Annotated in this window: 21 protein-coding genes; 13 read left to right on the top strand and 8 right to left on the bottom strand. The window is 66.3% G+C overall.

Annotation, left to right across the window (positions count from 1 at the left end; genetic code table 11):
* Positions 1 to 35: 35 nt before the first annotated feature.
* Entirely contained in the window at positions 36 to 2,096 is a 2,061-nt protein-coding gene (gene pbpC, locus P0645_RS08190; protein ID WP_284164086.1) for a penicillin-binding protein 1C, read from the bottom strand.
* A 1-nt stretch (position 2,097) separates the two neighbouring features.
* Entirely contained in the window at positions 2,098 to 7,572 is a 5,475-nt protein-coding gene (locus P0645_RS08185; protein WP_284164085.1) for an alpha-2-macroglobulin family protein, read from the bottom strand.
* A gap of 158 nt (positions 7,573 to 7,730) precedes the next feature.
* On the opposite strand from P0645_RS08185, the gene P0645_RS08180 reads away from it, so the two are divergent.
* Both P0645_RS08180 and P0645_RS08175 read left to right on the top strand, forming a co-directional pair.
* Complete coding sequence (locus P0645_RS08180; protein WP_284164084.1) at positions 7,731 to 9,962, top strand: ATP-binding protein; 2,232 nt, start codon at positions 7,731 to 7,733, stop codon at positions 9,960 to 9,962.
* A 207-nt stretch (positions 9,963 to 10,169) separates the two neighbouring features.
* The gene (locus P0645_RS08175; RefSeq protein ID WP_284164083.1) at positions 10,170 to 11,219 is read left to right on the top strand and encodes a hypothetical protein; all 1,050 of its coding nucleotides are present in this window, start codon (positions 10,170 to 10,172) and stop codon (positions 11,217 to 11,219) included.
* 41 nt (positions 11,220 to 11,260) lie between these two features.
* Here the strand turns inward: P0645_RS08175 and recQ are convergent, their stop codons facing one another.
* Both recQ and P0645_RS08165 read right to left on the bottom strand, forming a co-directional pair.
* Complete coding sequence (gene recQ / locus P0645_RS08170) at positions 11,261 to 13,306, bottom strand: DNA helicase RecQ (RefSeq protein ID WP_284164082.1); 2,046 nt, start codon at positions 13,304 to 13,306, stop codon at positions 11,261 to 11,263.
* Between the two features lie 6 nt (positions 13,307 to 13,312).
* A complete protein-coding gene (locus tag P0645_RS08165; RefSeq protein WP_284164081.1) occupies positions 13,313 to 13,606 on the bottom strand; it encodes a YggT family protein in 294 nt (97 codons plus the stop codon).
* Positions 13,607 to 13,754: 148 nt separating this feature from the next.
* On the opposite strand from P0645_RS08165, the gene P0645_RS08160 reads away from it, so the two are divergent.
* The 10 genes from P0645_RS08160 to P0645_RS08115 all read left to right on the top strand — a co-directional run bounded on the left by P0645_RS08160 (position 13,755) and on the right by P0645_RS08115 (position 22,549).
* Positions 13,755 to 14,285 carry an acyl-CoA thioesterase gene (locus P0645_RS08160; RefSeq protein WP_284164080.1) on the top strand — a complete coding sequence of 177 codons (531 nt, stop codon included), beginning with the start codon at positions 13,755 to 13,757 and terminating at the stop codon, positions 14,283 to 14,285.
* Between the two features lie 184 nt (positions 14,286 to 14,469).
* Entirely contained in the window at positions 14,470 to 15,840 is a 1,371-nt protein-coding gene (locus tag P0645_RS08155) for an MFS transporter (RefSeq protein WP_284164079.1), read from the top strand.
* A complete protein-coding gene (mepA, locus tag P0645_RS08150; protein WP_284164078.1) occupies positions 15,837 to 16,733 on the top strand; it encodes a penicillin-insensitive murein endopeptidase in 897 nt (298 codons plus the stop codon). Before P0645_RS08155 ends, mepA begins: the two co-directional genes overlap by 4 nt.
* Positions 16,706 to 17,590 (top strand): esterase-like activity of phytase family protein, encoded by an 885-nt coding sequence (locus P0645_RS08145; RefSeq protein WP_284164077.1) that lies wholly within the window; start codon positions 16,706 to 16,708, stop codon positions 17,588 to 17,590. The genes mepA and P0645_RS08145 overlap by 28 nt, the downstream gene beginning before the upstream one ends.
* Positions 17,591 to 17,686: 96 nt before the next feature.
* Positions 17,687 to 18,310, top strand: coding sequence for a queuosine precursor transporter (locus tag P0645_RS08140; RefSeq protein WP_284164076.1), 624 nt, complete (start codon positions 17,687 to 17,689; stop codon positions 18,308 to 18,310).
* A 365-nt stretch (positions 18,311 to 18,675) separates the two neighbouring features.
* A complete protein-coding gene (locus P0645_RS08135; RefSeq protein ID WP_284164075.1) occupies positions 18,676 to 18,930 on the top strand; it encodes a hypothetical protein in 255 nt (84 codons plus the stop codon).
* 3 nt (positions 18,931 to 18,933) lie between these two features.
* Positions 18,934 to 19,299 (top strand): type II toxin-antitoxin system death-on-curing family toxin, encoded by a 366-nt coding sequence (locus P0645_RS08130; RefSeq protein WP_284164074.1) that lies wholly within the window; start codon positions 18,934 to 18,936, stop codon positions 19,297 to 19,299.
* A 130-nt stretch (positions 19,300 to 19,429) separates the two neighbouring features.
* Positions 19,430 to 21,391 carry a DNA topoisomerase IV subunit B gene (gene parE, locus P0645_RS08125; RefSeq protein ID WP_284164073.1) on the top strand — a complete coding sequence of 654 codons (1,962 nt, stop codon included), beginning with the start codon at positions 19,430 to 19,432 and terminating at the stop codon, positions 21,389 to 21,391.
* Positions 21,388 to 21,786, top strand: a complete 399-nt coding sequence (locus tag P0645_RS08120; protein ID WP_284164072.1) for a hypothetical protein — start codon at positions 21,388 to 21,390, stop codon at positions 21,784 to 21,786. The genes parE and P0645_RS08120 overlap by 4 nt, the downstream gene beginning before the upstream one ends.
* 223 nt (positions 21,787 to 22,009) lie before the next feature.
* Positions 22,010 to 22,549: a hypothetical protein gene (locus tag P0645_RS08115; protein WP_284164071.1), complete on the top strand. Its 540-nt coding sequence runs from the start codon at positions 22,010 to 22,012 to the stop codon at positions 22,547 to 22,549.
* 318 nt (positions 22,550 to 22,867) lie between these two features.
* Here P0645_RS08115 and P0645_RS08110 read toward each other — a convergent pair whose 3' ends face one another.
* A complete protein-coding gene (locus tag P0645_RS08110; protein ID WP_284164070.1) occupies positions 22,868 to 23,995 on the bottom strand; it encodes an aminotransferase class V-fold PLP-dependent enzyme in 1,128 nt (375 codons plus the stop codon).
* 186 nt (positions 23,996 to 24,181) lie between these two features.
* Between P0645_RS08110 and P0645_RS08105 the strand changes: the two genes are divergently transcribed.
* A complete protein-coding gene (locus tag P0645_RS08105) occupies positions 24,182 to 25,405 on the top strand; it encodes an NAD(P)/FAD-dependent oxidoreductase (RefSeq protein ID WP_284164069.1) in 1,224 nt (407 codons plus the stop codon).
* Position 25,406: 1 nt separating this feature from the next.
* On the opposite strand, the gene P0645_RS08100 is transcribed toward P0645_RS08105, so the two are convergent.
* The 3 genes from P0645_RS08100 to P0645_RS08090 are packed head-to-tail and all read right to left on the bottom strand — an operon-like array spanning position 25,407 to position 26,883.
* Positions 25,407 to 25,865 carry an Lrp/AsnC family transcriptional regulator gene (locus tag P0645_RS08100; protein WP_284164068.1) on the bottom strand — a complete coding sequence of 153 codons (459 nt, stop codon included), beginning with the start codon at positions 25,863 to 25,865 and terminating at the stop codon, positions 25,407 to 25,409.
* A complete protein-coding gene (locus P0645_RS08095; RefSeq protein ID WP_284164067.1) occupies positions 25,862 to 26,428 on the bottom strand; it encodes a DUF3885 domain-containing protein in 567 nt (188 codons plus the stop codon). The genes P0645_RS08100 and P0645_RS08095 overlap by 4 nt, the downstream gene beginning before the upstream one ends.
* The gene (locus P0645_RS08090) at positions 26,425 to 26,883 is read right to left on the bottom strand and encodes an Lrp/AsnC family transcriptional regulator (protein WP_284164066.1); all 459 of its coding nucleotides are present in this window, start codon (positions 26,881 to 26,883) and stop codon (positions 26,425 to 26,427) included. Before P0645_RS08090 ends, P0645_RS08095 begins: the two co-directional genes overlap by 4 nt.
* Between the last annotated feature and the right edge of the window lie 25 nt (positions 26,884 to 26,908).

Below are 26,908 nucleotides of genomic sequence, written 5' to 3'. Positions count from 1 at the left end.
TTTCGTCCGTCCGCATGAGAATGAGGCGGGGAGGGTCAGTTCACGGTGACGGCAACGGCGGCGCTGCGGCCTTCGGCATCGATGACCGACAGCCGGTAGAAGCCGGGACCGCCTAGCGCGAGCAGGCTCTCGCGGCCGGTCTGGCCGAGGGCGGCGGGCGCGCCGTTCACCAGCCAGAGGAAGGGCGCGCTGCCGTCGCGGACCTTGACCGTGACCGCGCCGTCGGGCGCGTCGAGCGTGGCACCATCGGGCGGGAAGGCCACTTTCGGCGCGTCAGGGCCCGCGTCGGCGAAGGCGGCGCCGCGCGGGCGGAAGGTGCGCAGCGGTTGCGGCAGGCGGGCGTTCGGCAGGATCAGCGTCGCGGGCGGGGGCGGCGGCAAGGGATCGAAGCGCGGTTTCAGCCGCCCGAAGACCTCGAAGAGGAGAGGCGCCGCCAGATCGCCGCCGAAGGCGCCGGGCACCGGCGTGCCGTCGGCGCGGCCCATCCAGACCCCCGCGACATGGCCGCCGTCGAATCCGACCGCCAGCGCATCGCGGTGGCCATAACTGGTGCCGGTCTTGTAGGCGAGCCGCCCCGGCGCCGCGCCGGGCGGCGGCGGCAGGCCTGCAAGGATGTCATCCACAAGCCACGCCGCCTCGGGCGCGAAGAGGCGTTGCGGCAGGTCGCTCGCCCCGCCCGGTTCCGCCGAGAGCTGGATCGGGCGGCCGAGGCGGGCGAGCGCCGCGTAGCACTGGACGAGATCCCTCAGCGATATGCCGAGCCCGCCCAGGGCGACGGCAAGACCCGGCTGGCCACCCGGTATCTGCGGGCGGGCGCCGGCCCGGCGCAGCGCGGCCAGAAGGTTCGCGGGGCCGATCGCATCGGTCAGGCTGATGACAGGGATGTTGAGCGAGGCCTGCAATGCCTCGCGCACCGTCAGCGTGCCCCTGAAGGCGCGGTCGAAGTTCTGCGGCGCATAGGTGCCGAAGGCGACCGGCTTGTCGTCGATCAGCGTTTCGGGATGGGCAAGGCCCTGATCGAACGCGAGTGCATAGACGAAGGGTTTCAGGGTCGAGCCGGGCGAGCGCAGGGCCTCCGTCATGTCGACGAAACCCTGGCGCCGTTCGTCACCCCAGTCGGCAGTACCGACCGAGGCGAGGATTTCCCCGGTCCGGTGATCGGCGACGAGGATCGCGACGGAAAGCCGTTCTCCGGCGCGCCGGGCAGCATCGGCGGCGAGCTTTTCCAGCGACGCCTGCAGATCGCCGTCGAGCGTCGTCAGATGCAGGCGCTTGACCGGATCGGCGCGCCTGAGCGCCTCGGCCAGAAGCGCGGCATGGTCGGGGAAGGGGCGGCGGGCGTCAGGCACGCGTTCGGTTTCTGCTGCTGCGACCCGCTCGGCACTCAGAACCCCCTGCCCTTCCATCCGCGCCAGAACCCGAGAACGCGCCTCTGCGGCGGCACCGGGAAAGCGGTCGGGGCGGCGGGCCTCGGGGCTTTGCGGGATCGCGACCAGAAGCGCGGCCTCGGCCGGGGTCAGGTGGCGCGGCTCCTTGCCGAAATAGGCAAGCGAGGCCGCCCGCACCCCTTCGAGATTGCCGCCATAGGGCGCGATGCGCAGGTAAAGGGCAAGGATTTCCGACTTCGTCAGCCGCCGTTCCAGCGCCAGCGCCAGCCGCATCTGGCGCAGCTTGCCCTGCCAGCGCCCGGTGCCGCTGTCTTCGAGAAGCCGCGCGACCTGCATGGTCAGCGTCGAGCCGCCGGAGACGACCCGGCCGCTCCACACAGCTTGCAGGCCTGCCCGGACGATGGCAACGGGATCGACGCCGGAATGGTCATGGAAGCGCTGGTCCTCGAACCCCACAAGCATCTTCAGGAACAAAGGATCGACCGGCCCGGGATCGAGCCGCCAGCGGCCATCGGCGACGGTGAAGGCCCTCAGAAGCGCGCCGTCACGGTCGCGCACCTCGACCGACGTATCGATGACGAGCGGCGGCAGATCGGTCGCCGCCACCCACTGATCCAGCCGGTCACGCGCGAATGCGGCGGCGAAGAGGATCGCCGCCGCGAGGAAGAGCGCCCGGTGCGGGGCCGGGCGAAGGGCCCGGAGGCCCATGTTACTCGGTCACCGTCAGGCGGCCCTCGGTGCTGCGCGCCCTGTAGTCCGGCCGGTACATGTCCTCGACCGTCGCGGCAGGCAGGTCGTAGCTGCCGGGCGATATGGCGCGGACGATATAGGCAAGCCGGAAGGGCTCGGGCGAGGTCCAGTCGACGGCAGCGAGGAACCGGTCCTGCCGGAACTCGACATTGCGCGGATAATCGACGGTCGAGAGCCAGTCGAGCGCCGCGATGTCGCCGCCCCGGATCAGGTTCGGATTGTCGATCTCGAAGCCCGCGGGCAGGGGATCGTTGACCATCAGCCGCGCCTCGCCGGACCCGAAGGGCGTGACCTCGACGACGGCCACAAGCCGCGTGCCCTGCCTGACCGCCGACGGGTCGACCGGCGCGCCGTCCAGGGTGAACCAGCTGCGGTCGATCCGGTAGCCATTGCCGCCCGCCGGTTCCGGCGCCGCAGGCACCCCGAAGGTGGTCAGCGTCAGCGTCGCCTCGCTTCCGCCTTCGTTGCGGATCACCTGCGCGGCGCCGCCCGCCGTCTGATCCTCGATCACCCGGACGAGCGGGCCGGTGAAGGCTTCGCCATTGACCGAGAACTGGTCAGCCGCCTGCCCCGACAGCGAGGCATGGGTGGCCAATAGCGCCCATGTCGCCTCCTGCGTGGAAAGCGAGCGCGACAGAAGCCGCGCCGCCACCGCCTGGCCGATCCGGTCGGCGGGGACGGCGGTCGAACCCGCCTCTGCCGCCAGCGCCAGAACCGCGGTCGCATCCCGCAGGTTGGTGCCATAGTCGGCGCGCCAGACCTGTGCCTCGGGCGCCGATCCCTGCGCCTCAAGCTTCACCGTCACCATCTCGACCGCGCGCCTGAAAAGCGCATCCGCCCGCGTCTGGTCGCCGTAGGAGGCGAGCGCCGCGCCCAACTGCGCCGCCGCGATCGGCGTGTCGAACGCATCGGCCTTCACATCGGCATAATAGCGCAGATCACCCATCGCTGCGGCACCTTCCCGCGCCAGAACCATAAGCGCATAGGCCACCGGCCCGCCGTTCGCGTCGAAATCGGGCTGGTAGTTGATCTGGTTGCGAAGATTGTCGAGCGCATTGCGGAAGGCCATGTCGGGCACGTAATAACCTTCCGCGCGCGCCCGGCTGAGGAAATCGGTGACGAATGCGTCAAGCCACATGTCGCCCGATTCCGGATACCACAAGCCAAAGGCGCCGTTCGAAGACTGGTTGAGAAGGATCTCGCCGATCGCCTCCTGCACGCGGGTGCGGATCTCTCCGGTCTCGCCCAGGCTGCCCATCGCGCTCGCCAGCTCCTCGAAATAGAGAAGCGGCAGCGCCTTCGACGCCATCTGCTCGGTGCAGCCATAGGGATAGCGGTCGAGCGAGGCGAGGATGCCCGGCGCGTTGAACCGCGCGATCGGGCCGAGCGCCAGCGTCGCCTTGGCGGTTCCGGGCTGGAAGTCAGCAAAGACATTGGCGTCGAGCATGAAGGACTGGCCTGCCGCGAGCGTGAACTGGCTTTGCCGGATCGTCTCGGGGCTGAGGTCACGCACCGGAATGGTGAGGGTCTTCACCAGTTGCTTGCCGTCGGGCGTGGTCAGCGCCACGCGGATAGTGGCGTCCTGTTCCGTATCCGGCGCCGTGAACGGAATAGACAGGTTTGCCTTGGCCTTTTCCGCGAGATCGAGGCCCGAAGGCCCATCGCCCAGCGTCAGACCATCGGAGGTCACATCAAGCCCCATCCGCCCGGCCGGGCCGGTGGCATGAACGATCTCCAGCCGCAGCGTCGATGTGTCGCCCGGCGCGAGGAAGCGCGGGACCGAGGCCGTCACCACCACCGGATCGCGTACCAGAACATCCTGTTCCGCCTGCCCGATCGACGATTTGGACCAGGCGACCGCCATCACCTTCACCGTGCCGTTGAACGACGGAAGGTTGAATTCGGTCCGCGCATAGCCATCCGCGCCCACCTCGACCGGGCCGGTGAAATAGGCGACCAGTTCCTCGGTCGGCGGCGGGGATTTCAGCTTCACCCCACCCGCGTCACCGCCCGACCGCACCACGCCCATCGCGCCGTTCTGACCGTCGATCAGCCGGCCATAGACATCGCGGATCGCCATGCCGAGCCGCTGCTGGCTGAAATAATGGTCCTCGGGGTCCGGCGCCTCGAACGCCGTCAGGTTCAGGATACCCACATCCACGGCGGCAATCGTGACCCAGGCCTTTTCGCCCGCGGCCACGCCATCCACCTTCACCGCCACCGGCAAGGGCCCGCGCGGGTCGGCCTCGGCCGCGACCTCAAGCGTGGTCGCCAGACGCTTCGCGCCCGGATCGACCTTGGCATAAGATAGACCCAGCGCCCGCGCGGGCGTCCGGCCCGCTGCGGCATCCATCGGCCGGATGACAGAGGCGGTCACATAGGCGCCTGCGCCCCAATCGTCTGTCACCGGCAGCTCGACGCTATTCTCGCCCTCTTTCACCGGCACGGCCTTCATCGCGATCAGATGGTTCGAGATGACCGAAATCAGCGCCACGCCTTCGGCGCGTGGCACGATCCTGACTGTCGCGGTCTCGCCCGGAAGATAGGCGGGCTTGTCGAGCGCCAGTTCCAGCGTGTCGGGCGTCGAGGCCGCATCGGCGGGCACATACCAGCCCGCATAGAAACTGTAGGAGGCCGCGCTCTGCGAGCCGTCGGTGCTTTCGACGACCAGCTCATACTCGCCCCAGTCGACCTGCCCCGACACCGTTTCCGGTTCCGCGCCCAGTTCCGCCTCGCCCGAGGCGGCCAGCGTGCGGGTCGTCGTCACGTCCCAGTTCCACTGGCCGTAAAGCGAATACCACTGATAGCGCGTCTCAAGCCGGTTGAGCTTCCACTTCACCTTCAGGGGCGCTGCCTGCCCATCCGGCCCGACCGCGATCAGCTGGAAGGCGGCATCGGCCCCCTGCGGCGACACGCCGCCCTCGAAGGCGGGCTTGATCCCGACGACCGGCGCCGCGGGCAGAAGAAGCCGTTCGACCGTCCGTTCGACCGGGCGGCCCGACCCTTCGGTCAGCCGGATCGCATAGCGCACCGTGAGCGGCCGCTTCGCCTCGGCGCCCAGATCGGGCAGCGAGACATAGACGGTGCCCTTGCCGTCCGCATCGGTCGTACCCGTGTCATAGAGCGTGTCATAGGTGGTCGAGAAGGGCACGTCATACTGGCCGAACTGATAGCCGGGGAAATCCGGCATCTCGGACAAGGCGCTGATCCGGTAGTCGCCCTCGATGGGCAGATCGGCGCCCGGCGCCCCGAAGAGATAGCGCGCGTCGATGCCGATTTCCGCTTCGGAGCCCTGCCGCTGCGGCCCATCGACAGCCGTCAGATCGAAATCGATCCGCTCGGGCAGGAAATCTTCCACGAGGAAGGTCTGGGAGGCGAGCAGGCTGTTCTCGTCCTCGGCGAAGGTCTCGATCCGCCAGGTGCCGCGCGGCGCTGCACCGGCGATGGCGAAGCTGACCGCCCGCCCGCCCGCGCCCGCGTCGGGCGCAAGCTGGCGGCTGTATTCGACGCCGTCGGGCCGCATGATCCGCACCGTCAGCGGCAGCCCCTCGATCGCCACCATGTTTGCGTCGCGCGCAAGGATCGTCGCATTGACCGTCTCGCCCGCGCGGTAGGCCCCGCGATCGGTCGACAGGAACACATCGACCGCAGGCGCGGCGGGCCGCCCCGCCACACCCCGGTCGGACAGATCGAATTCCGGCTCGGTCAGCGACAGGAACGAGAAATCCTCGCCCTCTTCCACCGTGACAACGGCGGGCGCCGATCCGCCGGTGCCCGAAACGAGGCCGCCGGAGAACCGCGCATAGCCGTCCTTGTCGGTCCTGGCCTGTCCGATCACCGAATTGGCCCGCGACACAAGAGTCACCGTCGCCCCTTCCGCTGCCGAGGCATCGCCAAGCTTGCGCACGAAGACATGCAGACCGTCCGTGCCCTGCATCGTGGTGAAACCAAGGTCCGAGATCACGAACCACTGGGTCGCGGGCGGCACCTGCTCGGGGTCGCTGTCGCGCACCGTCGCCTGCAGCGCATAGATGCCCGGGCCCAGATCCTTCAAGACCGCGTCAAGCGGCAGGCGCGTCGTCACGTCGCGGTTGGCCTCGGCCTGCGCGGTGTCCGCCTCGCCGGTCCAGACCTCTTCGGAATACTGGCTGTTGAAATAATCCGCCGACCAATAGTCGAGCGGTCGGGCGATCAGATCCTCGCGGAAGGCCGCCACAAGATTGCGGTCCGACACGCGGCTGAGCTTCAGGTCCAGCTTCGGCGCATTGACCGTCTCGACCGGGATGCCCGCCTCCTGCGCGCGCGGCAGGATATAGGCGCGGCCCGGGAAGCGAACCGACGCGGCGCGGTCGCGGACGTAGGCGCTGATGGTGATGTCCCTGGCCAGCGCCTCGCCGTCGGCGGCAGGCAGCCCTTCGCGGAAGGTCAACTGATAGCGCTTGCCATGCTCGACCCCGGTCACGCAGATCTGATTGTCGGTATTCTCGACCGCAAGCCCCGCCTCGGGCAGCGCCACATAGGGCGCATAATCGACGCCGGAAAGCGCGAGCGTCCCGTTGAAGGTCGCGCAGATGCGCGCCTCGGCGCCATCATTGTCGACCCGGTGTTCCTCGATCCGGAAGCCGTATTTGCCGATCGCATCTTCCAGAAGGGCCGCCGCATCGTCGCGCGGTGCGATTTCCTGCGCGAGATGCAGCGCCGGGATCATGTCGCGGCCGCGCTCTACCGCCTCAAGCGCCCGTGCCATCACCATCAATGCGGTGGCCTGCAGCGCCGGCCCGTCGGACCTCAGATAGCCGTTCACCGAGGCTGACAGCGCCCGCCAGCCGTTCGACTGCCGTTCGTTCCAGTCGTTGGTCTGGATCGAGAGCAGAAGGTCGGCATATTCGACCCATTGATTGGCGGCATCCGTCAGATTGAGCGCCGCCCCCTGAAAGCGCGAGGCACCGAGGTAATCGCCATCCGCGCGCGCCTGGGAAGCGGCCTTCAGCAGGTCCTCGGCCGGCCATTCGCCGGTGATATGGGTCGTCGCGAGATCGCGCGCCTGCTGAAGCGCCTGATCGAAATCCGCGTCCTGAAGGAACGAAAGCTCCGACGCCCGCTTCGGCGCCACGATCATCGCCTTGTCGTCGGCAACCCTGACCCAGCCGGAGAAGGCGCCCTGATAGGGCTTCATCTCGGTGACATCGCTTTTCAGAAAGCAGGCATTGGCATTGGCGTTGAACGTCATCACCGCGCAGCCGTCGGTGGCGAAGCAGGCCTCTGCGCAGGCATCGAGCGATGTGTCGAACAGCGATTTCAGGTCCGATCCGTAGAAATCGGTATTCTCGGTCAGCACGAGACGTTTCTCGGGGATCAGCGCCCGGTCCTGTGCCAGCGCGCCCGTTGCCAGTACCGCCGCCACGACAACCGTGAGTAGATCAGAGACGCGCATCGAACCCTCCACCGTTAGCGCCAGGAGCGTGCCACGCGCGGCCGGTGAAGGCAATGCGGCCGCTTGGCGGTATTCCATACCTTTCACGCGTTTAGCGCCTTTTTTACCTTGCCCGGCGAGACTGCGCCGATAGCTGGGACGCGAGACGGGAGCGGACGGTGAACATCGCCGAGAAACTGGTGCGGGAAAGGCGGGCACGGCTGGCGGCCGAAAGGCTTCTGGACCAGAAGGCGCGCGAACTGCACGAGGCGAACGCGCGGCTTTCAGATCACGCGCGCAACCTGTCGGACACGGTGCTTGAACAGCGCCACGGCCTCGCCGAGGCCGAAAGCGAGCGCGAGGTCCTGAAAGGCCGCACGGCGCAGGCGGAATCGGAACTGGAACGGGCCCATGCCGCGCTGAAGCAGGCGCAGCGCCGCCTGTGGGAGGCGCTGGAAACCATTCGCGACGGCTTTGCGGTCTTCGATGCCGATCTCAGGCTCATCATCGCCAACGGCGCCTTCGTCGCGCTCTTCCGCGGCCGGTGCGAATTGCAGGCGGGGCAAAGCTACGATCACCTGATCCGCATGCTGGCGCAGAAGGAAATCGTCGATCTCGACGGCGGCGACGAACATGACTGGCACAACGAGATGATCGCCCGGCTGATGCGCGACGATATCCCGCCGAAGACGGTGAAGCTGACCGACGGGCGGTTCGTGAAATTCATCGACCGGCGCGGCGAGGCGGGCGACCTCGTCTGCCTCATCTCCGACATCACCGACGTCATGCGCCGCGAGGCGGAGCTGGAGGAGGCGCGCGCCAAGGCCGAGGCGGCAAGCCGGGCCAAATCGGCCTTCCTTGCCAATATGAGCCACGAGATCCGCACACCGATGAACGGCGTCGTCGGCATGGCCGACCTTCTGTGCGAGACGAACCTCAGCGACGAACAGAAGCTTTTCGCCGAGACGATCAAATCCTCGGGCGAGGCGCTCTTGCAGATCATCAACGATGTGCTCGACTATTCCAAGGCCGAGGCCGACAAGCTGCGGCTTTATCCCGAACCGTTCGACCTCGAACATTGCCTGCACGAGGTGATGCTGCTTCTCCAGCCGTCGGCGCGCGAAAAGGGCGTCAGCCTCAATCTCGATTTCGACCTGTTCCTTCCGACCCGCTATGTCGCCGACCCCGGCCGCACGCGCCAGATCCTGACCAACCTCATCGGCAATGCGGTGAAGTTCACCCAGGAGGGTCATGTGCTGGCCCGTGTCGTGGGCATGCCGCTCGACGGTGGCCGCTACGATCTGCATATCTCGATCGAGGATACCGGCATCGGCATCGCGCCCGAACATGTCGGCCATATCTTCGGCGAGTTCAATCAGGTCGAGGATCAGTCGAACCGCAAGTTCGAAGGCACCGGCCTCGGCCTTGCCATCACCCGCCAGCTGGTCGAGCTCATGGGCGGCGAGATCTGGGTGGACAGCGAGCCGGGGCGCGGGTCCTGCTTCGGCTTCCGCATCGCCGTCGAAGCGGCGGAACCCCTGCCCGAGGAACCCGCGGACAGGCCGATCACGCTCCGGCGGGCGCTGGTGCTCGACGCGGCACTCCTCGGGCGCGAGATCCTCTCGCGCCAGCTCGCAGGCATGGGCCTCGGCGTCGAGAGCTGCCGCACGGCCGCCGAAGCGGTCAACCTGATGGGGCGCGGGCCCGGCTTCGATCTGGTGATGGTCGACCAGGATCTCAGCGACGGCGCCTCCGGCCCGGGCCGGGGCGTGGAAATCTCTGCCCAGCTGCGCGGCGCGGGTTATCTCGGGCCGATCCTCCTCTACAGCACCGCGCCGATGAACATCCGCACCTCGGCGGGGCTGGTGCAGGGGCTGATGCAGAAGCCGATCCTGCGATCGGATCTCTTCCGCAGGCTGCAGGACCTGTCGGAAACCGCCCGCCCCGCCGAACCGCCGCCACCGCCCGCAACCCGGGTGGAACCGGCGAGCCTCAGGCGGATGCGCGTCCTTGCGGCCGAGGACAACCGCACCAACCAGCTGGTGTTCCGCAAGATGGTGCAGGCGTTCGACATCGACCTTGTCTTTGCCGAAAACGGCCGCGAGGCGGTCGAGCACTGGCGGACCTTCCGGCCCGACCTGATCTTCATGGACATTTCCATGCCGGGGATGGACGGGCGCGAGGCGACGCGCGCCATCCGCACCGCCGAGGCCGAGGCGGGCCTTGGCGAACATGTCCCCATCGTCGCGATGACGGCCCATGCGATGGACGGCGACAGCGACAGCATCATCGCGGCGGGCGTCGATCACTATCTGACGAAGCCGTTGAAGAAGGCCGCCATCGGCGAGCAGATCGTGGCAAGCTGCCCCAAGGGCGCCCGCCCGCCCGCCGCAGACGCACCCGACGCTTAGGGCCGCCGCCGGACATCACGGATCTTGACCTGCCGCAGCGCTTTCCGGCGGCGGTCCGGCGCCGCCATGCCGTTCATTCGGGCCGATGCCTGAAAAACCCTTCATTTACGATGACTTCCGAAAGCCGCACCTCTTAACCCCAAGGTAAGGCGCGCCGCTCCAGGGTCGGCACCGCACCAGTCCGGTGCCAGACATGGAAGGTTAAAGATGGCTTCTGCACTCACCGAAATTTCGCACCAGAACGAAAAACTCCAGATGCTTCTCGCCCCGGCGAAGAAGATTTTCGACGAAACCTTTCCCGACCATTCGCGGCGCCTCCATGCCGCCAGGTCCGACAAGGAGCGGATGGCGATCTGCGAGGAACTGCGTACCCATGCCTTCGCCGAATACCGCAAGCTGACCGGCTCCGACCCGACCGGCGGCGGGGTCTATTCGCTTCTGCCCTCGCAATTCACCACGCTGACCACGCAGTCGGGCGACGATCTGATCAACACGATGACCACGATGGTCAACTCGCTCGCCTTCATCAAGGACATGCAGGACGAAACGCAGATCTCGGTGCAGATGTACAACGCCGGTTGCTATCTGATGACCGCAGCGGGCTTCACCGCCATGTTCGCCACCGCCGCGATCACCATCGGCAGCGCCACGGCGGTGGTCGAGGCGGGCGTCGCGGGCATCGCGGCGGCGGGCGGCGCGGGGCCGGTCGTGGCTCTTGTCGTGGCCATTGTCGTCGCCGTGCTGGTGCCCTTCCTCTATTTCATGCTGAAGCCCGCCTACATCATGTCCTTCGTCGTCAACAACACGTCGCAGAAGCTGAAATGGGTCGATCACTACGAGGTCCATGGCAAGATCAGCGGCTGGACGGACGAGATCAATCCGGCCATCGCCATTCCCCAGACCAATGGCGTGACAGCGGTCTACCGCACGCTCGGCATCGTCACCGGCCAGAAGAAGGACATGGCGCTTGTCGGCTGCCAGCTCGGCTTCCGCTACAGCTATGAGAACGGCGCGACGACGACGCCCAAGGTGGCCTTCGGCACCGAATCGCCACTGACCTCGATCTCGGTCGACAACAATGTCTGGACGGAATTCGACGTCTCGGCAGAACAGGTCGCGGAAGATACCGACAGCCATAATGCGATGAGCTCGCAGGCGACCTCCGGCGCGCTGACCTCGACCATCAATTGCGCGAAAGCCTCGGGCGACGGTGCCTTCTCGGTCGCGGTCGTGGGCGACGGCACGATCGCGGCCTGACGGCAATCTGACGACGGGCGGCGCCCCATCAGGGGCGCCGCTCAACCTCGGGCAAGTTCTTCCAGAAACGCCTGCCCGAACCGGTCGAGCTTGGCCTCATCGAGGCCGCCCACCCGGCCCAGCTGCGCCAGATCGCGCGGCCGCGTCTCGGCGATCCGTCTGAGTGCCGAAGGCGTGCAGGACAGGGGCTTGGCGAAGCCGTCCTCGCCGCGCGCAAGCCGCGCCTGCGCCTGGTTCAGACGGTCATACAGATCGGCCTCGGGTCGCCCGGCGATCCTCGCCCGCGCCGGATGCAGCCGCTCCACGGCGCCGGTGATGACCTCCAGAAAGGCCGCGCCATAGCTTTCCAGCTTCTTCGCCCCCACGCCCGACACCTGCGCCATCTGATCGAGCGTCGCGGGCCGCGCCTCGGCCATCTCGATCAGCGTCCGGTCGGGGAAGATCACGTAGGCGGGCACCCGCGCCGCCTCGGCCAAGGCCCGGCGCTTGGCCTTCAGCGCGGAGAGAAGCGGCGCGTCCTCCTCCGACACCAGAGCCTTCGCCATCGGCCGCGCCACGGCCTTGCGGATCGTGTCGCGTCGAAGGGTGATCGGCTCCTCGCCGCGCAGGATCGGGCGCGCGGCCTCGGTCATGCGGAAGGCGCCCGCGCGTTCGGCATCCGGGCGGATCAGGTCGCGACCGGTCATCTGCCGGAAAACCGCCTGCCACTCGGCCTTCGTCAGGTCGCGCCCGACGCCGAAGGTCGGCAGCGCCTCGTGCCCCCGCCCCCGCACCTTGTCGGTCAGCGTGCCGGTCAGGATGTCGATCAGATGGCCCGCGCCATAGCTCTCGCCGGTTCGCAGCATCGCCGACAGGGCTTTCCTGACCGCATCGGTCGCATCGAAGGTCTCGGGCGGCGCATCGCACAGGTCGCAGGCGCCGCAAGGGTCTGACGCCTCGCCGAAATAGGAAAGCAGCAGCTGGCGGCGGCAGTGGGTCGCCTCGGCCAGCCCCAGAAGGTGATTGAGCCGCGCATGGTCGGCGGCCTTTCTTTCCGGCGGCGCCAGCCCTTCGTCGATCTGCGCCCTTCGCAGGCGGATATCCTCCGGTCCGTAAAGCGTCAGCGTCTCGGCGGGCGCCCCGTCACGGCCCGCCCGGCCGATTTCCTGGTAGTAGGCCTCGATCGATTTCGGCAGGTCGGCATGGGCCACCCAGCGGATATCGGGCTTGTCGATCCCCATGCCGAAGGCCACGGTCGCCACCACGATCAGCCCGTCCTCGCGCTGGAACCGCGCTTCGGCCTCGCGGCGGGCCTCGGCCTCCATGCCGCCGTGATAATGGCAGGCGGCGTGACCCTCCTCGCGCAGCGCCTGCGCCAGCACCTCGGTCTTGGCCCGGGTCGCGACATAGACGATGCCCGATTGCCCGCGTCGGGCCTCGGCGAAGGCCAGGATCTGGCTGCGTGGCTGATCCTTGACGCCGAAAGCCAGATGGATGTTCGGCCGGTCGAAGCCCCTGAGGAAGGTCCGGGGGGCGGCGCCATCGAACAGCCGCGCGACGATCTCGGCCCGCGTTTCCTCGTCCGCCGTCGCGGTGAAGGCGGCGAGCGGCACATCAAGCGTCCGGCGCAACTCGCCGATGCGCAGGTAATCGGGGCGGAAATCATGGCCCCACTGGCTGACGCAATGCGCCTCGTCGACGGCGATGAGCGTGGTGCCGATCCGGCGCAGAAGCTGGAGCGTGCCGCCCGAGGCGAGCCGTTCCGGCGCCATGTAGAGGATCTTCAGCCGCCCCTCGTCCAGCGCCTGAAAGACACTCTCGGTCTCCTCCCCGGTATTGCCCGAGGTCAGCGCCCCCGCCTCGACCCCGCTTTCGCGAAGGGCGCGCACCTGATCGCGCATCAAGGCGATGAGCGGCGAGATGACGACCGTCACCCCCGGACGGATGAGGGCGGGCAACTGGAAACACAGGGACTTGCCGCCGCCCGTGGGCATGATGGCAAGAACGTTCCGCCCCGCCGCGACCTCGGCCACGATCTCCTCCTGACCGGGCCGGAAGGCACGGAATCCGAAGACGGAGGCAAGAAGGTCCGCGGCGGCGGGTTTCATCTGGGGTCAGAAGCTGTAGAAGAAGCCCTGATTGTTATGGAGCACCTGGCGCAGGATGATCAGGATGACGAAGGCGACGAGCGGCGCAAGGTCGAGCCCCGGCGTCTGCGGCAGGAAGCGGCGGATCGGCGCGTAGATCGGCTCGAGCAGCCGGTTGAGGCCGAACCATATCTGCGCGACTTGCGGCTGGCGCGGGTTCAGCACCTGAAAGCTCAGAAGCCACGACAGGATGATATGGGCGATCATCACGAACCAGATGACCTGAAGGATCACGTCCAATGCCTGATAGAGCGAAACCATCTGCCTCTCCTGCCGCTTTCGGCCAGAGGTAAAGGCTCAGCCTGCCGCCCGCAAGCCGATAGGCTGCGCCGCCGATAACGTCACGTCGCCGGTTGACCTTTGCGTCACCCCTTGTCAGGCAGAGGGGACGCAATCGCAGGGTGAGGCAATGTATCCGTTCGTGCGCATGGCGAAGGAAATCTGGATCAGCCGTCGCCAACCGGCGATCGGGCTTCTCGATACGCATGTGAGCCATCACATCTGCTGGCCCTGGGATCTCGATTTCTTTCTGGAACTGAACAATGGCCGGACGCTGACGCTCTTCGACCTCGGCCGCGTGCCTTTGGGCATGCGCACCGGTTTCAACGCAGCGCTTTCCCGCCGCCGCTGGGGCGTCGCGGTCGCGGGCAGCGCCATCCGCTACCGCCGCCGGGTCCGCGCCTTCGACCGGGTGACGATCCGCACCCGCTGCATCGGCTGGGACGCGCGGTTTCTCTACATGGAGCAGAGCATGTGGAAGGGCGAGGACTGCACCAGCCAGCAGGTGATCCGTTCGGCCGTCACCTCGAAGGCGGGGATCGTGCCGGTGGCGGACGTGCTGGCGGAAATGGGCGTGCGCCGCGAGAGCCCCGCGTTGCCCGCCTGGGTCGCGGCCTGGATAGAGGCCGAGGGCCTGCGTCCCTGGCCGCCGGAGACGTGATTTCGTCCGGGCTTCGCCCGGCCGACCCGCCGGGGGACGCTGTCCCCCGGACCCCCTGAGGTATTTTCGCCAAGATGAAAAGGCACGGGCTCTTGCGGCCCGGTGCCGCGACGGCGTGCTTGCCATCCTTCCGGCTTTCGGGCTTGATCCGCCGAAAACCGGGCAGAGCCCGAGGGAGGGACGGATGGACGCGGCGGCGAAGAAACGGATCTGGGGCTGGTGGTTCTTCGACTGGGCGAGCCAGCCTTACAACACGCTGCTTCTGACCTTCGTCTTCGGCCCCTATTTCGCCGAGGTGGCGCGCGCGCATTTCGGCGCGCAGGGCATGGACGCAGAGGCCGCGGGCGCTGCGGCTCAGGCCTATTGGGGCTGGGGCCAGTCGATCTCGGGCGTGATCATCGCGCTTCTTGCGCCGATCCTTGGCGCCATCGCCGACGGGTCGGGCAAGCGGATGATATGGATCTGGGTCTTCTCGGCCCTTTATGTCGCAGGCTCCTGGGGCCTCTGGTATCTGTTGCCGGGCGCGTCCGACCTGCATTGGGCGCTCATCTGGTTCGGGCTCGGCCTCATCGGCATGGAATTTGCCACGATCTTCACCAATGCGCTGATGCCCGACCTGACGGGCGACGAGGATATGGGCAAGGTTTCGGGCTCTGGCTTCGCCTTCGGCTATCTGGGCGGGATCATCGCGCTGGTGATCATGCTGGTGTTCTTCGCCGAGAATGCCGCGACCGGGAAGACCCTGATCGGGGCCGATCCGCTCTTCGGCCTTGATGCCGGCATGCGCGAGGGGACGCGCGCGGTCGGGCCGATCACGGCAATCTGGTATGTCGTCTTCATGGTGCCCTTCTTCCTGTGGGTGCGGGAGCCGAAAGGCCCGGCGCGGCGCGTCAACCTTGGCGCGGCGATGCGCGACCTCGGGCGGCTCATCAGGTCGCTGAAGCAACGCACGAGCCTTGGCGCGCATCTTCTGTCCTCGATGTTCTATCGCGATGCGCTCAATGCGCTATATGCCTTCGGCGGGGTCTATGCCTCGGGCGTGCTCGGCTGGTCGGTGATCAAGATCGGCATCTTCGGCATCGTCGGCGCCGTGGCGGCCGCGATCTTCAGCTGGCTCGGCGGCAAGATGGACAGTGCGCGGGGCCCGAAGCCGGTGATCAATCTTTCGATGTATGTGCTGATCGCGGTCTGCCTCGTGATCGCGGGCATGTCGCGCGACGCCTTCTATGGCGTGCCCTTCGCAGAAGGTTCGCCCTGGCCCGACTATATCTTCTACGCCTGTGGCTGCCTGATCGGCGCGGCGGGCGGTGCGCTGCAATCCTCGAGCCGCACGATGATGGTCTTTCACACAACGCAGGCGCGCGCGACCGAAAGCTTCGGTCTCTACGCGCTTTCCGGCAAATGCACCGCCTTCATCGCGCCGTTCGCCATCGCGGTCTTCACCACGATCAGCGGATCGCAGCGGATCGGCATCGCCATCCCGTTGATCGCGCTCTTCCTTGTCGGCATGGTGATCCTGAGATGGGTCAAGCCGATGGGAGAACGTCAGCCATGAGGACAACGGCAGGTCTGGCGCTTCTGGCCGCCCTTCTTCTGGGGGCGGGCACGGCCGCGGCGAAGGAGGCGCGCGCGGCGGCTTTGTTCAGCGCCGTGCCGGGACCGTCGAGCGAGACGGCCGAGGCGATCGGCTTTTACTCCAGGGGCTGCGGCGCAGGCATGGTGCAACTGCCGGAAAGCGGGCCGACCTGGCAGGCGATGCGACTTTCCCGCAATCGCAATTGGGGGCATCCGGTGCTGGTTCAGTACCTCATGGACCTCTCGCAGGCGGCGACCCAGGTCGGCTGGAAGGGCCTTTACATCGGCGATCTCGCCCAGCCGCGCGGGGGCCCGAGCCCGTCGGGCCACCTGAGCCACCAGACCGGGCTTGATGCCGACATCTGGTACACGCCGCCGCCGTCCCTGAGCCTCTCGAAGGGCGAGCGCGAGAAGCTCGGCGCGATGATCGTGCGGACCGAAGATCAGAAGAAGGTGAACGGCAACTGGACGGAATCGCACGCCGCCGTTCTGGAAATGGCAGCGTCCGACCCGCGCGTCGACCGGATCTTCGTCGCCGCCGCCATCAAGATCGAGATGTGCAAGGGCGCCAAGGCATCCGACAGGAAATGGCTGCAGAAGATCCGCCCGATCTACGGCCACCATGACCATTTCCACGTGCGGCTGAAATGCCCGAAAGGATCGAAACGCTGCGAGGTGCAAAGCCCGACCGTCAGCGAACTGTCGAATGGCGGCGACGGCTGCGACGATACGCTCATGTGGTGGGTGACGACCTATCTCGAGGAGCTGAAGAACCCGCCGAAGAAAACCCCGGGGCCGAAGAAGCGGGGCCCGCGCGAATATCTCATGTCGGACCTTCCCAAGGCATGTACCGGCGTTCTCAACTCGGACTGATCCTCGCCTTGGGTCTCGCCTCGGGCGCCGCCGCCGCGCCGCGCGTGGTGGTGATCGGCAGCTACGAGGCGACGGAAACGGCGTACGGGTTCGGCGGCCTGTCGGCGCTTGAGGTGACGGCGGATGGCGAGGGCTTCATCGCCTTGTCGGATTCGGCCCGGCTGTTTCACGGCCGCTTCCGGCGGGATGGCGACGGTGCGATCATCGGGATCACGCTCGACGGGCCGGGGGCGGCACTGAGCGGGCCGAAGGGGGCAACGCTGGACCGTCTCCACGACGATGCCGAAGGCATGGCGCTTGGACCTGACGGGCAGCTGCGATTGTCCTTCGAACTGGTCAGCCGCGTGGCCCGCTATGACCGGGACGGCAGCTTCATCGCCGAGCTGCCCGATTTTCCGGCTTTCGAGGCGATCGAGAACGACGGGCTCGAGGCACTGGCGATCGCACCCGACGGCGCACTCTACACCATGCCCGAGGGGCCGGGGCGCGGGGTCCGGTCCTTTCCGGTCTGGCGTTATGCAAACGGCAGATGGTCAGAGGCCTTCCGCCTGCCCGAGGATCACCATTGGCGCCCGGTCGGCGCCGATTTCGGGCCGGACGGGCGGCTCTATGTCCTTGAACGCGATCTCTGGGGGCTCTTGGGTTTCCGGTCCCGGTTGCGGCGGATCACGCTCGAGGCAGGGCAGCCGGTGGCGGACGCGGTGCTGATGGAAAGCCGCGCAGGCGCCTTCGGCAATCTCGAAGGCCTGTCGGTCTGGCGGGACGCGGCGGGCGCACTGCGCGCCACGATGGTCGCCGACGACAACTTCCTCGCGGTCATGTCGACCGAATTCGTCGAGGTCCGCATCGAGGAATGACTTGACCGGGCCGGGCAGCGGGCGTAAGGCGCGCGCTGTTTCCGCGATGGGCGCGGAAGCCAAGTCTCCGCGACCTTGTAAAAAACGGAAAGACACATGACCCGTTCGCTTCTTCCCGGCATCCTTGCCATGGCCGCCATTGTCGTGGCCTCCAATATCCTCGTGCAGTTTCCCTATGGCGACTGGCTGACATACGGGGCCTTCACCTACCCGTTCTCCTTCCTGGTGACCGACCTGACGAACCGCTTCCAGGGCGCCGTGGCCGCGCGCCGGGTGGTGATCGCGGGTTTCGTCGCGGGCCTTCTTTGCTCGCTCGTCGGATCGCAGATCATGGGCGAATTCGGACCGCTCGTGACCTTGCGCGTGGCGCTCGGCTCCGGTCTCGCCTTCCTTCTGGCGCAGCTGACCGACATCCATGTCTTCAACCGGCTGCGCGACGGTTCCTGGTGGAAGGCACCCTTCATCTCGACCCTTGCGGGCGCCTCGCTCGATACCGCGGTCTTCTTCTCGGTCGCCTTCGCCGCGGCGCTGACCTTCATCGAGCCCGGAAACGACGTCTCCTGGGCGGCCGAGATGAAACCGCTTCTCGGCCACGGCCCCGCCCTGCCCTTCTGGGTCTCGCTCGGCTTCGGCGACTGGCTGGTGAAACTGGCGCTCGCCGCTATAGCGTTGATCCCTTTCAGACTCATTGTTTCGAATTTTATCAAAAGGGTTGCGTGATTTCTTTTGACAACCACAAAATCTGTGGCAGGCTTCTGGTTAACGGCAACCAGGAAAGGAGGTGATCCAGTGTCTAGAGTGATATTGGAGAGAGGTGTCAGGACAGTCGGGGGGGCCGTGGCCTGAGGGCAAACTCGCAGGCTGTAACCCTTGTCTGGGACGCGCCTTAACCGGCACCCTAACTGGGCCATCTCCTTGGAACTCGGGGGGCCGCTTCGTGTAGACGGGGCGGCCCTTTCCTTTGGGGCCAGCGCCTGGACACCCCGGCTTACCAGCAGGGCTGCCGAGCCGACTCCCAGTGAAGCACTCGCCCGTTCCTTGATTTTTCCGTCACAACGTGTATTATAATGTACATTCAGATGTAGATGACCGTGACCACCCTCCTGACCAACCAGATCGCCACCATCACCGAACTGCGCGAACCGCAGAAAGTGCTCGACCGCGCTAACGGCAAGCCCGTGGCGATCCTGAAGAATTCGCAGCTCGTGGGCTATCTGGTCCCGGCCGAGGCGGCGCAACCGGGCGAACACCGGCACGCGACGATGGACGAGGTCTTGGCACATCTCCGAGAGACGCGCGAAGAGGTGCAACCGGTTCTCGATTATCTTCGGGACAAGTGAGCCGTGCTGACCCTGTCGGCCGAGATCGTCGAAGCGATCCATGACGAGGTACTCAATCCCGGCGACCTGCCGGGACGCGCCCGCGGCAAGTCGCTCGAAGGGGCACTCGGGCGTGTGGACAACCGGCTGGCCTACGGGCTGGTAGGCGATGTCTACGATCTTGCCGCCGCCTATGCGGTGGCGGTCTCGCAGGTGCATTGCGTCAACGACGGAAACAAGCGGACGGCTTTTCGCACCATGAATGCCGCGCTGAAGTTGAACGGCGTGCAGATGACCTGGCACGCTGAAGAGGTCGGCCAGATCATCATCCGTGTGGCGCAAGGGCTGATGGACGAGGCCGAGCTGGCGGAGTGGCTGAGGGGGCGGTAACCTCCTCGTCGCCCTCCGGGCGCTCGTCGGGACCGACGAGAAGCGAAGCGCCCGAGGAGGCCCCGCTTGCCCCGCCCCTCTCCCGGGTCTAATCTGACCCACCAAGAACAGATCCGAGCAGCGAGCCCCCATGTCCAACGATCTCCTCTCCGGCGGGTCCGGCACCTATGACGCCTCCTCGATCGAGGTGCTCGAGGGGCTGGAGCCGGTCCGCAAGCGCCCCGGCATGTATATCGGCGGCACCGACGAACGCGCGCTCCATCACCTCGTCGCCGAAATTCTCGACAATTCGATGGACGAGGCGGTCGCGGGCCACGCCAGCCGGATCGAGGTCGAACTCCACGAGGATTGCGCCATCACCATCCGCGACAACGGCCGCGGCATGCCGTTCGACCCGCATCCGAAATTCCCCGGCAAGTCCGCGCTAGAGGTCATTCTCTGCACGCTGCATGCGGGCGGCAAGTTCGGCGGCGACGCCTACCAGACCTCGGGCGGCCTGCATGGCGTCGGCGCCTCGGTCGTCAACGCGCTGTCGGATTCGATGGTCGTGCAGGTCGCCCGCGACCGCAAGCTCGTTGAACAGCGCTTCTCCCGCGGCGTCCCCCTCGGCCCCGTCAAGGAAATCGGCCAGGCCCCGAACCGCCGCGGCACCACCACCACCTTCCACGCCGACGAACAGATCTTCGGCCACCACCGCTTCAAGCCCGCCCGCATCTTCAAGATGGTGCGCTCCAAGGCCTATCTCTTCTCAGGCGTCGAAATCCGCTGGAAATCGGCGATCAGCGACGGCGAGACCCCGCAGGAAGCCACCTTCCACTTCCCCGGGGGGCTGGCCGACTATCTGGGCGAACTGCTGCAGAAGGCCACCACCTACGCCGACCGGCCCTTCGCCGGAAAGGTCTCGTTCCAGGAGAAATTCGGCGTCCCCGGCCAGGTCGAATGGGCCATCAACTGGACGCCATCAATCGACGGTTTCCTGAATTCCTACTGCAACACCGTACCGACGCCCGAGGGCGGCACGCATGAGGCGGGCTTCTGGGCCGCCGTCCTCAAGGGCATCCGCGCCTATGGCGAACTCACGAAGAACCGCAAGGCCGAACTCATCACCCGCGAGGATATGGTGGCAGGCGGCTGCGCTCTGGTGTCCTGCTTCATCCGCGAACCGGAATTCGTGGGCCAGACCAAGGACCGGCTGGCCACGACCGAGGCCGCGAGGCTGGTCGAAGGCGCCGTGAAGGACCATTTCGACAACTGGCTTGCCTCTGACACCAAGTCGGCCGGCGCCATCCTCGACTTCCTCGTGCTGCGCGCCGAGGAACGCCTGAGGCGGCGGCAGGAAAAGGAAACCGCCCGCAAGTCCGCCACCAAGAAGCTGCGCCTGCCCGGCAAGCTTGTCGATTGTTCCGCCACCAACCGCGAGGGGACGGAGCTTTTCATCGTCGAGGGCGACAGCGCGGGCGGCTCGGCCAAGATGGCGCGCGACCGCACCACTCAGGCGCTCCTGCCCCTCCGCGGCAAGATCCTCAACGTCCTCGGCGCGGCCTCATCGAAGATGGGCCAGAACCAGGAGATCAACGATCTCTGCCAGGCCTTGGGCTGCGGCATGGGCACCAGGTTCAACATCGACGACCTGCGCTATGAGAAGATCATCATCATGACCGACGCCGACGTCGACGGCGCCCATATCGCCTCGCTTCTGATGACCTTCTTCTTCACCCAGATGCGGCCGATGATCGACAAGGGCCACCTCTACCTCGCCTGCCCGCCGCTCTACCGGCTGACCCAGGGCGCCATCCGCCGCTATGTCTCGAACGACGAGGAGAAGGAATACTGGCTGAAGACCGGCCTCGGGTCGAACCGCGGCGGCAAGATCGACGTCCAGCGCTTCAAGGGGCTGGGAGAGATGGACGCAAAGGACCTCAAGGACACGACGATGAACCCCGAGACGCGGAAACTGATCCGCGTGAGCATCGACGAGGATGAACCCGGCGAGACCTCGGATCTGGTCGAGCGGCTGATGGGCAAGAAGCCGGAACTGCGGTTCCAGTATATCAGCGAGAACGCGCGGTTCGTGGAGGAGCTGGATGTATGAAACGCGCTCCACTGTTGCGCATGGCGGTTCTGGGTGAGGAGTATGCAGAGGTTCGTGACCTCAGGACCAAACTTTGGGGCGGAACCTTGGTCTATTTTCCTGATCCTCCGGAGATGGATGTAAAATGCTACATGATGGTCTTCAATCGTGCCGAGCAACAGTTCGAGTTGATCAACTGGGTCGGCTACAAGGCCGGCCTCAAACTGATACTTGCATCAATCCCCCAAGCTGCGCTCTGTGAGGGCGCTTACGCAGTTCGACTGGGCTGGTTCAAAGAGAACTGGCAAACAATTTTCTTGCCATTCGGCTCTTTCGAAACGACAAAATTCTTGGTGTGGAAGCGAAGCCTGGATCCGAAAGTGGTTGGCAAGAGCGCCGGAGCCTTGCTCCACTGAGCGATCGCGGGCTTGGATTTGACCTCACCCAATCCCCGCAAGCAAGCGCGCTTTGAAGACCCCATTTGCACATTGCCAGCTAACCCAGCAATCAGAGCCGTGCCGATGGGCGAGCGCGCTGGCGACGCAACACCGCAGCAATGTGAAAATCATACGCTTCCCACACCTTGATCCTATTGTTCCCACATGATGCATTGAGGGGATCAATTTCCCCGGTACCCTAATGCGCGCCCTTCTCAGCCTCATCTTCCTCTGCCTCACCGCCCTCCCCCTCCACGCCGAAATCCCCTTCGACGTCACCCTGATGACCGAGGGCCAGACCGTCCGCTGGCGGGCGGAGAACGGCAATACTGCCGTCACCTACCTCGGCCCCGAGGGCGGGCTCTATCGGTTCGCCTTCACCCGCGACGGATCGAAGGGCGATCCGGCCGAGGTCGCTTTCTGGTCCAACCGGCAGGGAGAGGCGGTCAAGGCGCGGGTGGGCGCGCTGACCCTCCGCTACAAGCCCAGCGACTGCACGCTGACCGTCGGGCGTTGCACCTACACCGAGACCCGCAGCGACGGGGCGCGGCGGAAGATGGTGCATCTGGCGAGTGTCGCGGATGGCGTCTGGACCTACCGTCTCTACCATACGGCCGAGGCGGCGGAGAACCTGGTCGAGGAGGGCACCTTCACCGTCGATGGCGCCGGGGTGATCCTCGATCATACCTACCGAATCCTGGAAGGCGGCATCTGGCGCGAGGCCTGGTCGAAGCGGCGCTGAAGGCGCGCTCTGTCGGGACGCCTGTCGGGACGGATGCCATACGTTGTCGGGACGGATGCGGGACGGATGCCAGACGCCGGAAACGGCGCCGAGGCCGCCCCTCGGTCGCCCATATGGAAGAAGTCATGGACCGTCCGCGCCATCGTCCCCGATAGTGCCTCGACCGCCGTCAGGTCGTAACCGCGGCGCGCCGCAGGCAGCGCTTCGGCGCCCCACCCGCCCCCAGAGGACCAACAGCCCAACGCGCCAGCGGGCTTTCGGCAGGACCGACCGGCTGGGGCGCGGCCCGCCCAGCCGGTGACGAAGCGATACCGGGCCTCAGAGCGCCGCGTCGAGGGCGCGGGTGACGCGGGCGACGGTGCGGTCGACGTCATAGAGCTTGTCGAGGCCGAAGAGGCCGAGACGGAAGGTGCGGAACTCTGCCCCCTCGCCCACCTGCAGGGGCACGCCGGCGGCGATCTGGACGCCCTGGGCGAGGAACTTCCTGCCGGTCTGGATCTCGGGATCGTCGGTGAAGCTGACCACCACGCCCGGCGCCTGAAAGCCTTCGGCGGCGACGGAACGGATGCCGCGGCGGGCAAGCTCGGCCCGCACGGCATTGCCCAGCCGCCATTGCGCCTCGCGCAGCCGTTCGAACCCGTGCTCGCGGGTTTCCCGCATCGTGTCGCGGAAGGATTTCAGCGCATCGGTCGGCATGGTCAGGTGATAGGCATGGCCGCCGCCCTCGTAGGCCGCCATGATCGCCCGCCATTTCTTCAGGTCGAGCGCGAAGGAATTCGAAGTGGTCTCCTCCAGCCGCTTCAGCGCGGCGTCAGAGAACATCACCAGACCCGCCGAGGGCGAGGCCGACCAGCCCTTCTGCGGGGCCGAAATCAGCACATCGACGCCCGTTGCCTTCATGTCGACCCAGATGCAGCCCGAGGCGATGCAATCCAGAACGAAAAGCGCGCCCACCTCATGCGCCGCCGAAGCGACCGCCTTCAGATAATCGTCGGGCAGGATCATGCCCGCCGCCGTCTCGACATGCGGGGCGAAGACCACATCGGGCCGCGCCTTGCGGATCGCATCCGTCACCTCTTCGATCGGCGCTGGGGCAAAGGGCGACTGCGCCGCATTGCCCGACTGCCGCGCCATCGCGACCGTGACTTCGCCCGCGAACCCGCCAGTCTCGAAAATCTGGCTCCAGCGGTAAGAGAACCAGCCGTTGCGGATCACCAGCGCCTTGCGGCCCGCGCCGAACTGCCGCGCCACCGCCTCCATCGCGCAGGTGCCGCCGCCCGGGACCAGTGCCGCGGCGTCGGCAGTGTAGACCTCGCGCAGCATCGACGAGATGTCGCGCATCACGCCCTGGAACTGCTGGCTCATGTGATTGAGCGAGCGGTCGGTGAAGACGACCGAAAATTCCTCAAGCCCCTCGGGGTCTACGTCGGGCAACAGCGCGGGCATGGCATTCTCCTTCTTATCACGCCCCTCGCCTAACGGAGGCGCGCAAGGATTGCAAAGCCCGGGAGCGGCGTCTCGCAAGGAAGTTGCGTCGGTTTTGGTCAACGCGCAGCCGACCCGGGAATATTCCGCGTGACAGGGCGACGCAAAACATATTCAATAATCAAAATACAAAAAGAGGGAGGAACCATGCAACGCCATCAGATTCTGGTCGTCGGAGGCGGGTCCGGCGGTCTTGCGGTTACGGCGAGCCTGCTGAAGCGGCGGCCGTCGCTCGACATCGCTGTGATCGAACCGTCAGATCAGCATTTCTATCAGCCGGGCTGGACGATGGTCGGCGGTGGCGTCTTCGGCGCCGAGCGCACCGTGCGATCCGCGGCCAGCGTGCTGCCCGCAGGGGCGAAACGGATCAAGGGCACGGCCACCGCCTTCGATCCCGAACGCCAGACGGTGACGCTCGATGACGGGCGCGAGGTCGGCTACGACTACCTGATCATGGCCACCGGCATCTTCCTCGACTGGAACGGCATTCCGGGGCTGGCGGAGGCGCTCGGCAAGAATGGCGTCACCTCGAACTACCGCTTCGATCTCGCGCCCTACACCTGGAAACTCGTGCAAGAAATGCAGAAGGGCCGCGCCGTCTTCAGCCAGCCGCCTATGCCGATCAAATGCCCCGGCGCGCCGCAGAAGGGGATGTATCTGTCCTGCTCCGACTGGCAGAGGCGCGGCACGCTTGGCCAGATCGAGGTGCAGTTCCACACCGCCACCCCGGGCCTTTTCGGCGTGGCCGACTATGTGCCGCCCCTGATGAAATATGTCGAACGCTACGGCGCAAAGCTGAACTTCGGCTCGCGCCTGACGGCGGTTGACGGGGCGGCGAAGACCGCCACCTTCGCCAGGGCCGACGCCGATGGCACGCCGGTGGAAACCGTCGTCGAGTTCGACATGCTGCACGCCGTGCCGCCGCAAAAGCCGGTCGCCGCCGTCGCGCAAAGCCCGCTGGCCGATGCCGCGGGCTTTGTCGAGGTCGATCAGGCGACGCTGCGCCACACGCGCTTTGCCAATGTCTTTGGCCTGGGCGACGGCTGTTCGACGCCCAATTCCAAGACCGCCGCCGCCGCGCGCAAGCAGGCGCCGATCGTTGCCGTGAACCTGCTGGCCGTCATCGACGGCAAGGAACCGCGCGCCGCCTATGACGGCTATGGCTCTTGCCCGCTGACGGTCGAACATGGCCGCGCGATCCTGGCCGAGTTCGGCTATGGCGGCAAACTCCTGCCCTCCTTCCCGTGGGACAGCACCAAGGTCCGCCGCAGCGCCTGGTTCCTGAAATCGACCTTCATTCCCTGGCTTTACTGGAATGCGATGCTGAAGGGCCGCGAATGGCTCGCTGCACCGCTGGAAAAACACCAGTAGCCTACCCCAACGGCCCGGGGCGGCGTTCCTCGCTCAGAAGCACATTCGCCTCGACATTGCCGACACCGGGCAGGGTCATGATCCGGCGCCTGAGGACCCGCTCGAAATCCGCCAGGTCGCGGGCGGCGACGCGCAGCCGGTAATCATAGAGGCCGAGCACATGCTGGACCGTCTGCACTTCGGGGATCGCGGTCGCGGCGCGTTCGAAATCCTCAAGGCTGACGCGGCCCTTGGTGGCGAGCTTGACGCCCAGAAAGACCGTGACCCCGAACCCCAGTGCCGCGCTGTCCAGATCAATCCTGCGCCCCGCGATCACGCCAGCCTCCTCCAGCCGCCGGATGCGCCGCCATGCGGCCGGCTGCGAAAGACCCAATGCCCGCCCCACAGCCCCCGCGCTTTGCGTCGCGTCGGCGGCAAGCGCCCGCAGGATCGCCCGGTCGGTGTCGTCGAGGTCGATCACAATCTGTCGCCTCGCATCGACATCCAGCTCCGATATCGCCTTTCAAGCCCGTCGATCCAGAAACGGTCATCTCCAATAATGTCGAACCCGCCGTCATAGGGTGCCAGAACGCGCCCGCTGGCCGCCGAAAAGAACAAGGCGCGGCAACGGTCCTCCGCAATGTCGGTCAGAAGATGGTCGAACGCACCGGGTTGCCACGGAACCATATCCGAATACGCAAGGTGCTCTTCAATGTCGTCGCCATCCTCGACCCTGAAAGTGCAACGCCTGGACAATCCGAGACTAAGATCAAAGGCCCCCTGAGGTACCGCATGGTCCAACGCCCCCGGCCAGAGACACGAAACCAACCAGACCTTCTCCCCTTTGAAGAAGCACTCACTTCCAAGCTGGTTTCCGCGATGCAAGATAATCTGTCGTTCAGTCTCGCTGTCGGCATAGCGTTTCGATCCAGGCAAGGCGTGAAACCTTGTCCAGCGGTCAAAGTGATCATAGCGCAACATGTGCCCCAAGGGCGGCGTCAAACCAAACAAACGATGCCATGTAGCCTCAAAAAGGTCGATCACAGCGGCAGGCTCCCGCTGTCCTTGATGGTCGAGACCAGCATCAGGCTTTCGATATCGGCGATATGCGGCAGGGTCAGGATGCGGTCGCGGTAGACCTCCTGATAATGGCCCATGTCGCGGGCGACCACGTTCAGGCGGATGTCGACCCGGCCGAGGAAGGTCTGGATCTCGATCACCTCGGGCACCGCGCGGGCCGCATCGACAAACTCGTCGAAGGCGCGCGGGTTGGTCTTGTCGAGCGTGAAGCGCAAGCTGACCTCGACCGCCCAACCGAGCGCCCGCCAGTCGATCACCGCATGCTGACCCTTCAGCACACCCGCTTCGGTCAGCTTTTCCAGCCGCCGCCAGCAGGTCGCGGCGGTGACACCCGCCCGCTCTGCCAGATCGGCGGTGGCAAGACCCGGCTCGGCCAGAAGCTGGCGCAGGATGCGGCGGTCGGTATCGTCGATCTGCATGAAAATTTCACAGTTCAGCGAAATT

Origin of the sequence: Frigidibacter sp. SD6-1 (assembly GCF_030143255.1) — a bacterium.
Classification (GTDB): Bacteria; Pseudomonadota; Alphaproteobacteria; order Rhodobacterales; family Rhodobacteraceae; genus TMP-24.
The sequence above is the reverse complement of the archived record's forward strand: the minus strand, read 5'-3'. Positions and strand labels throughout refer to the sequence as shown.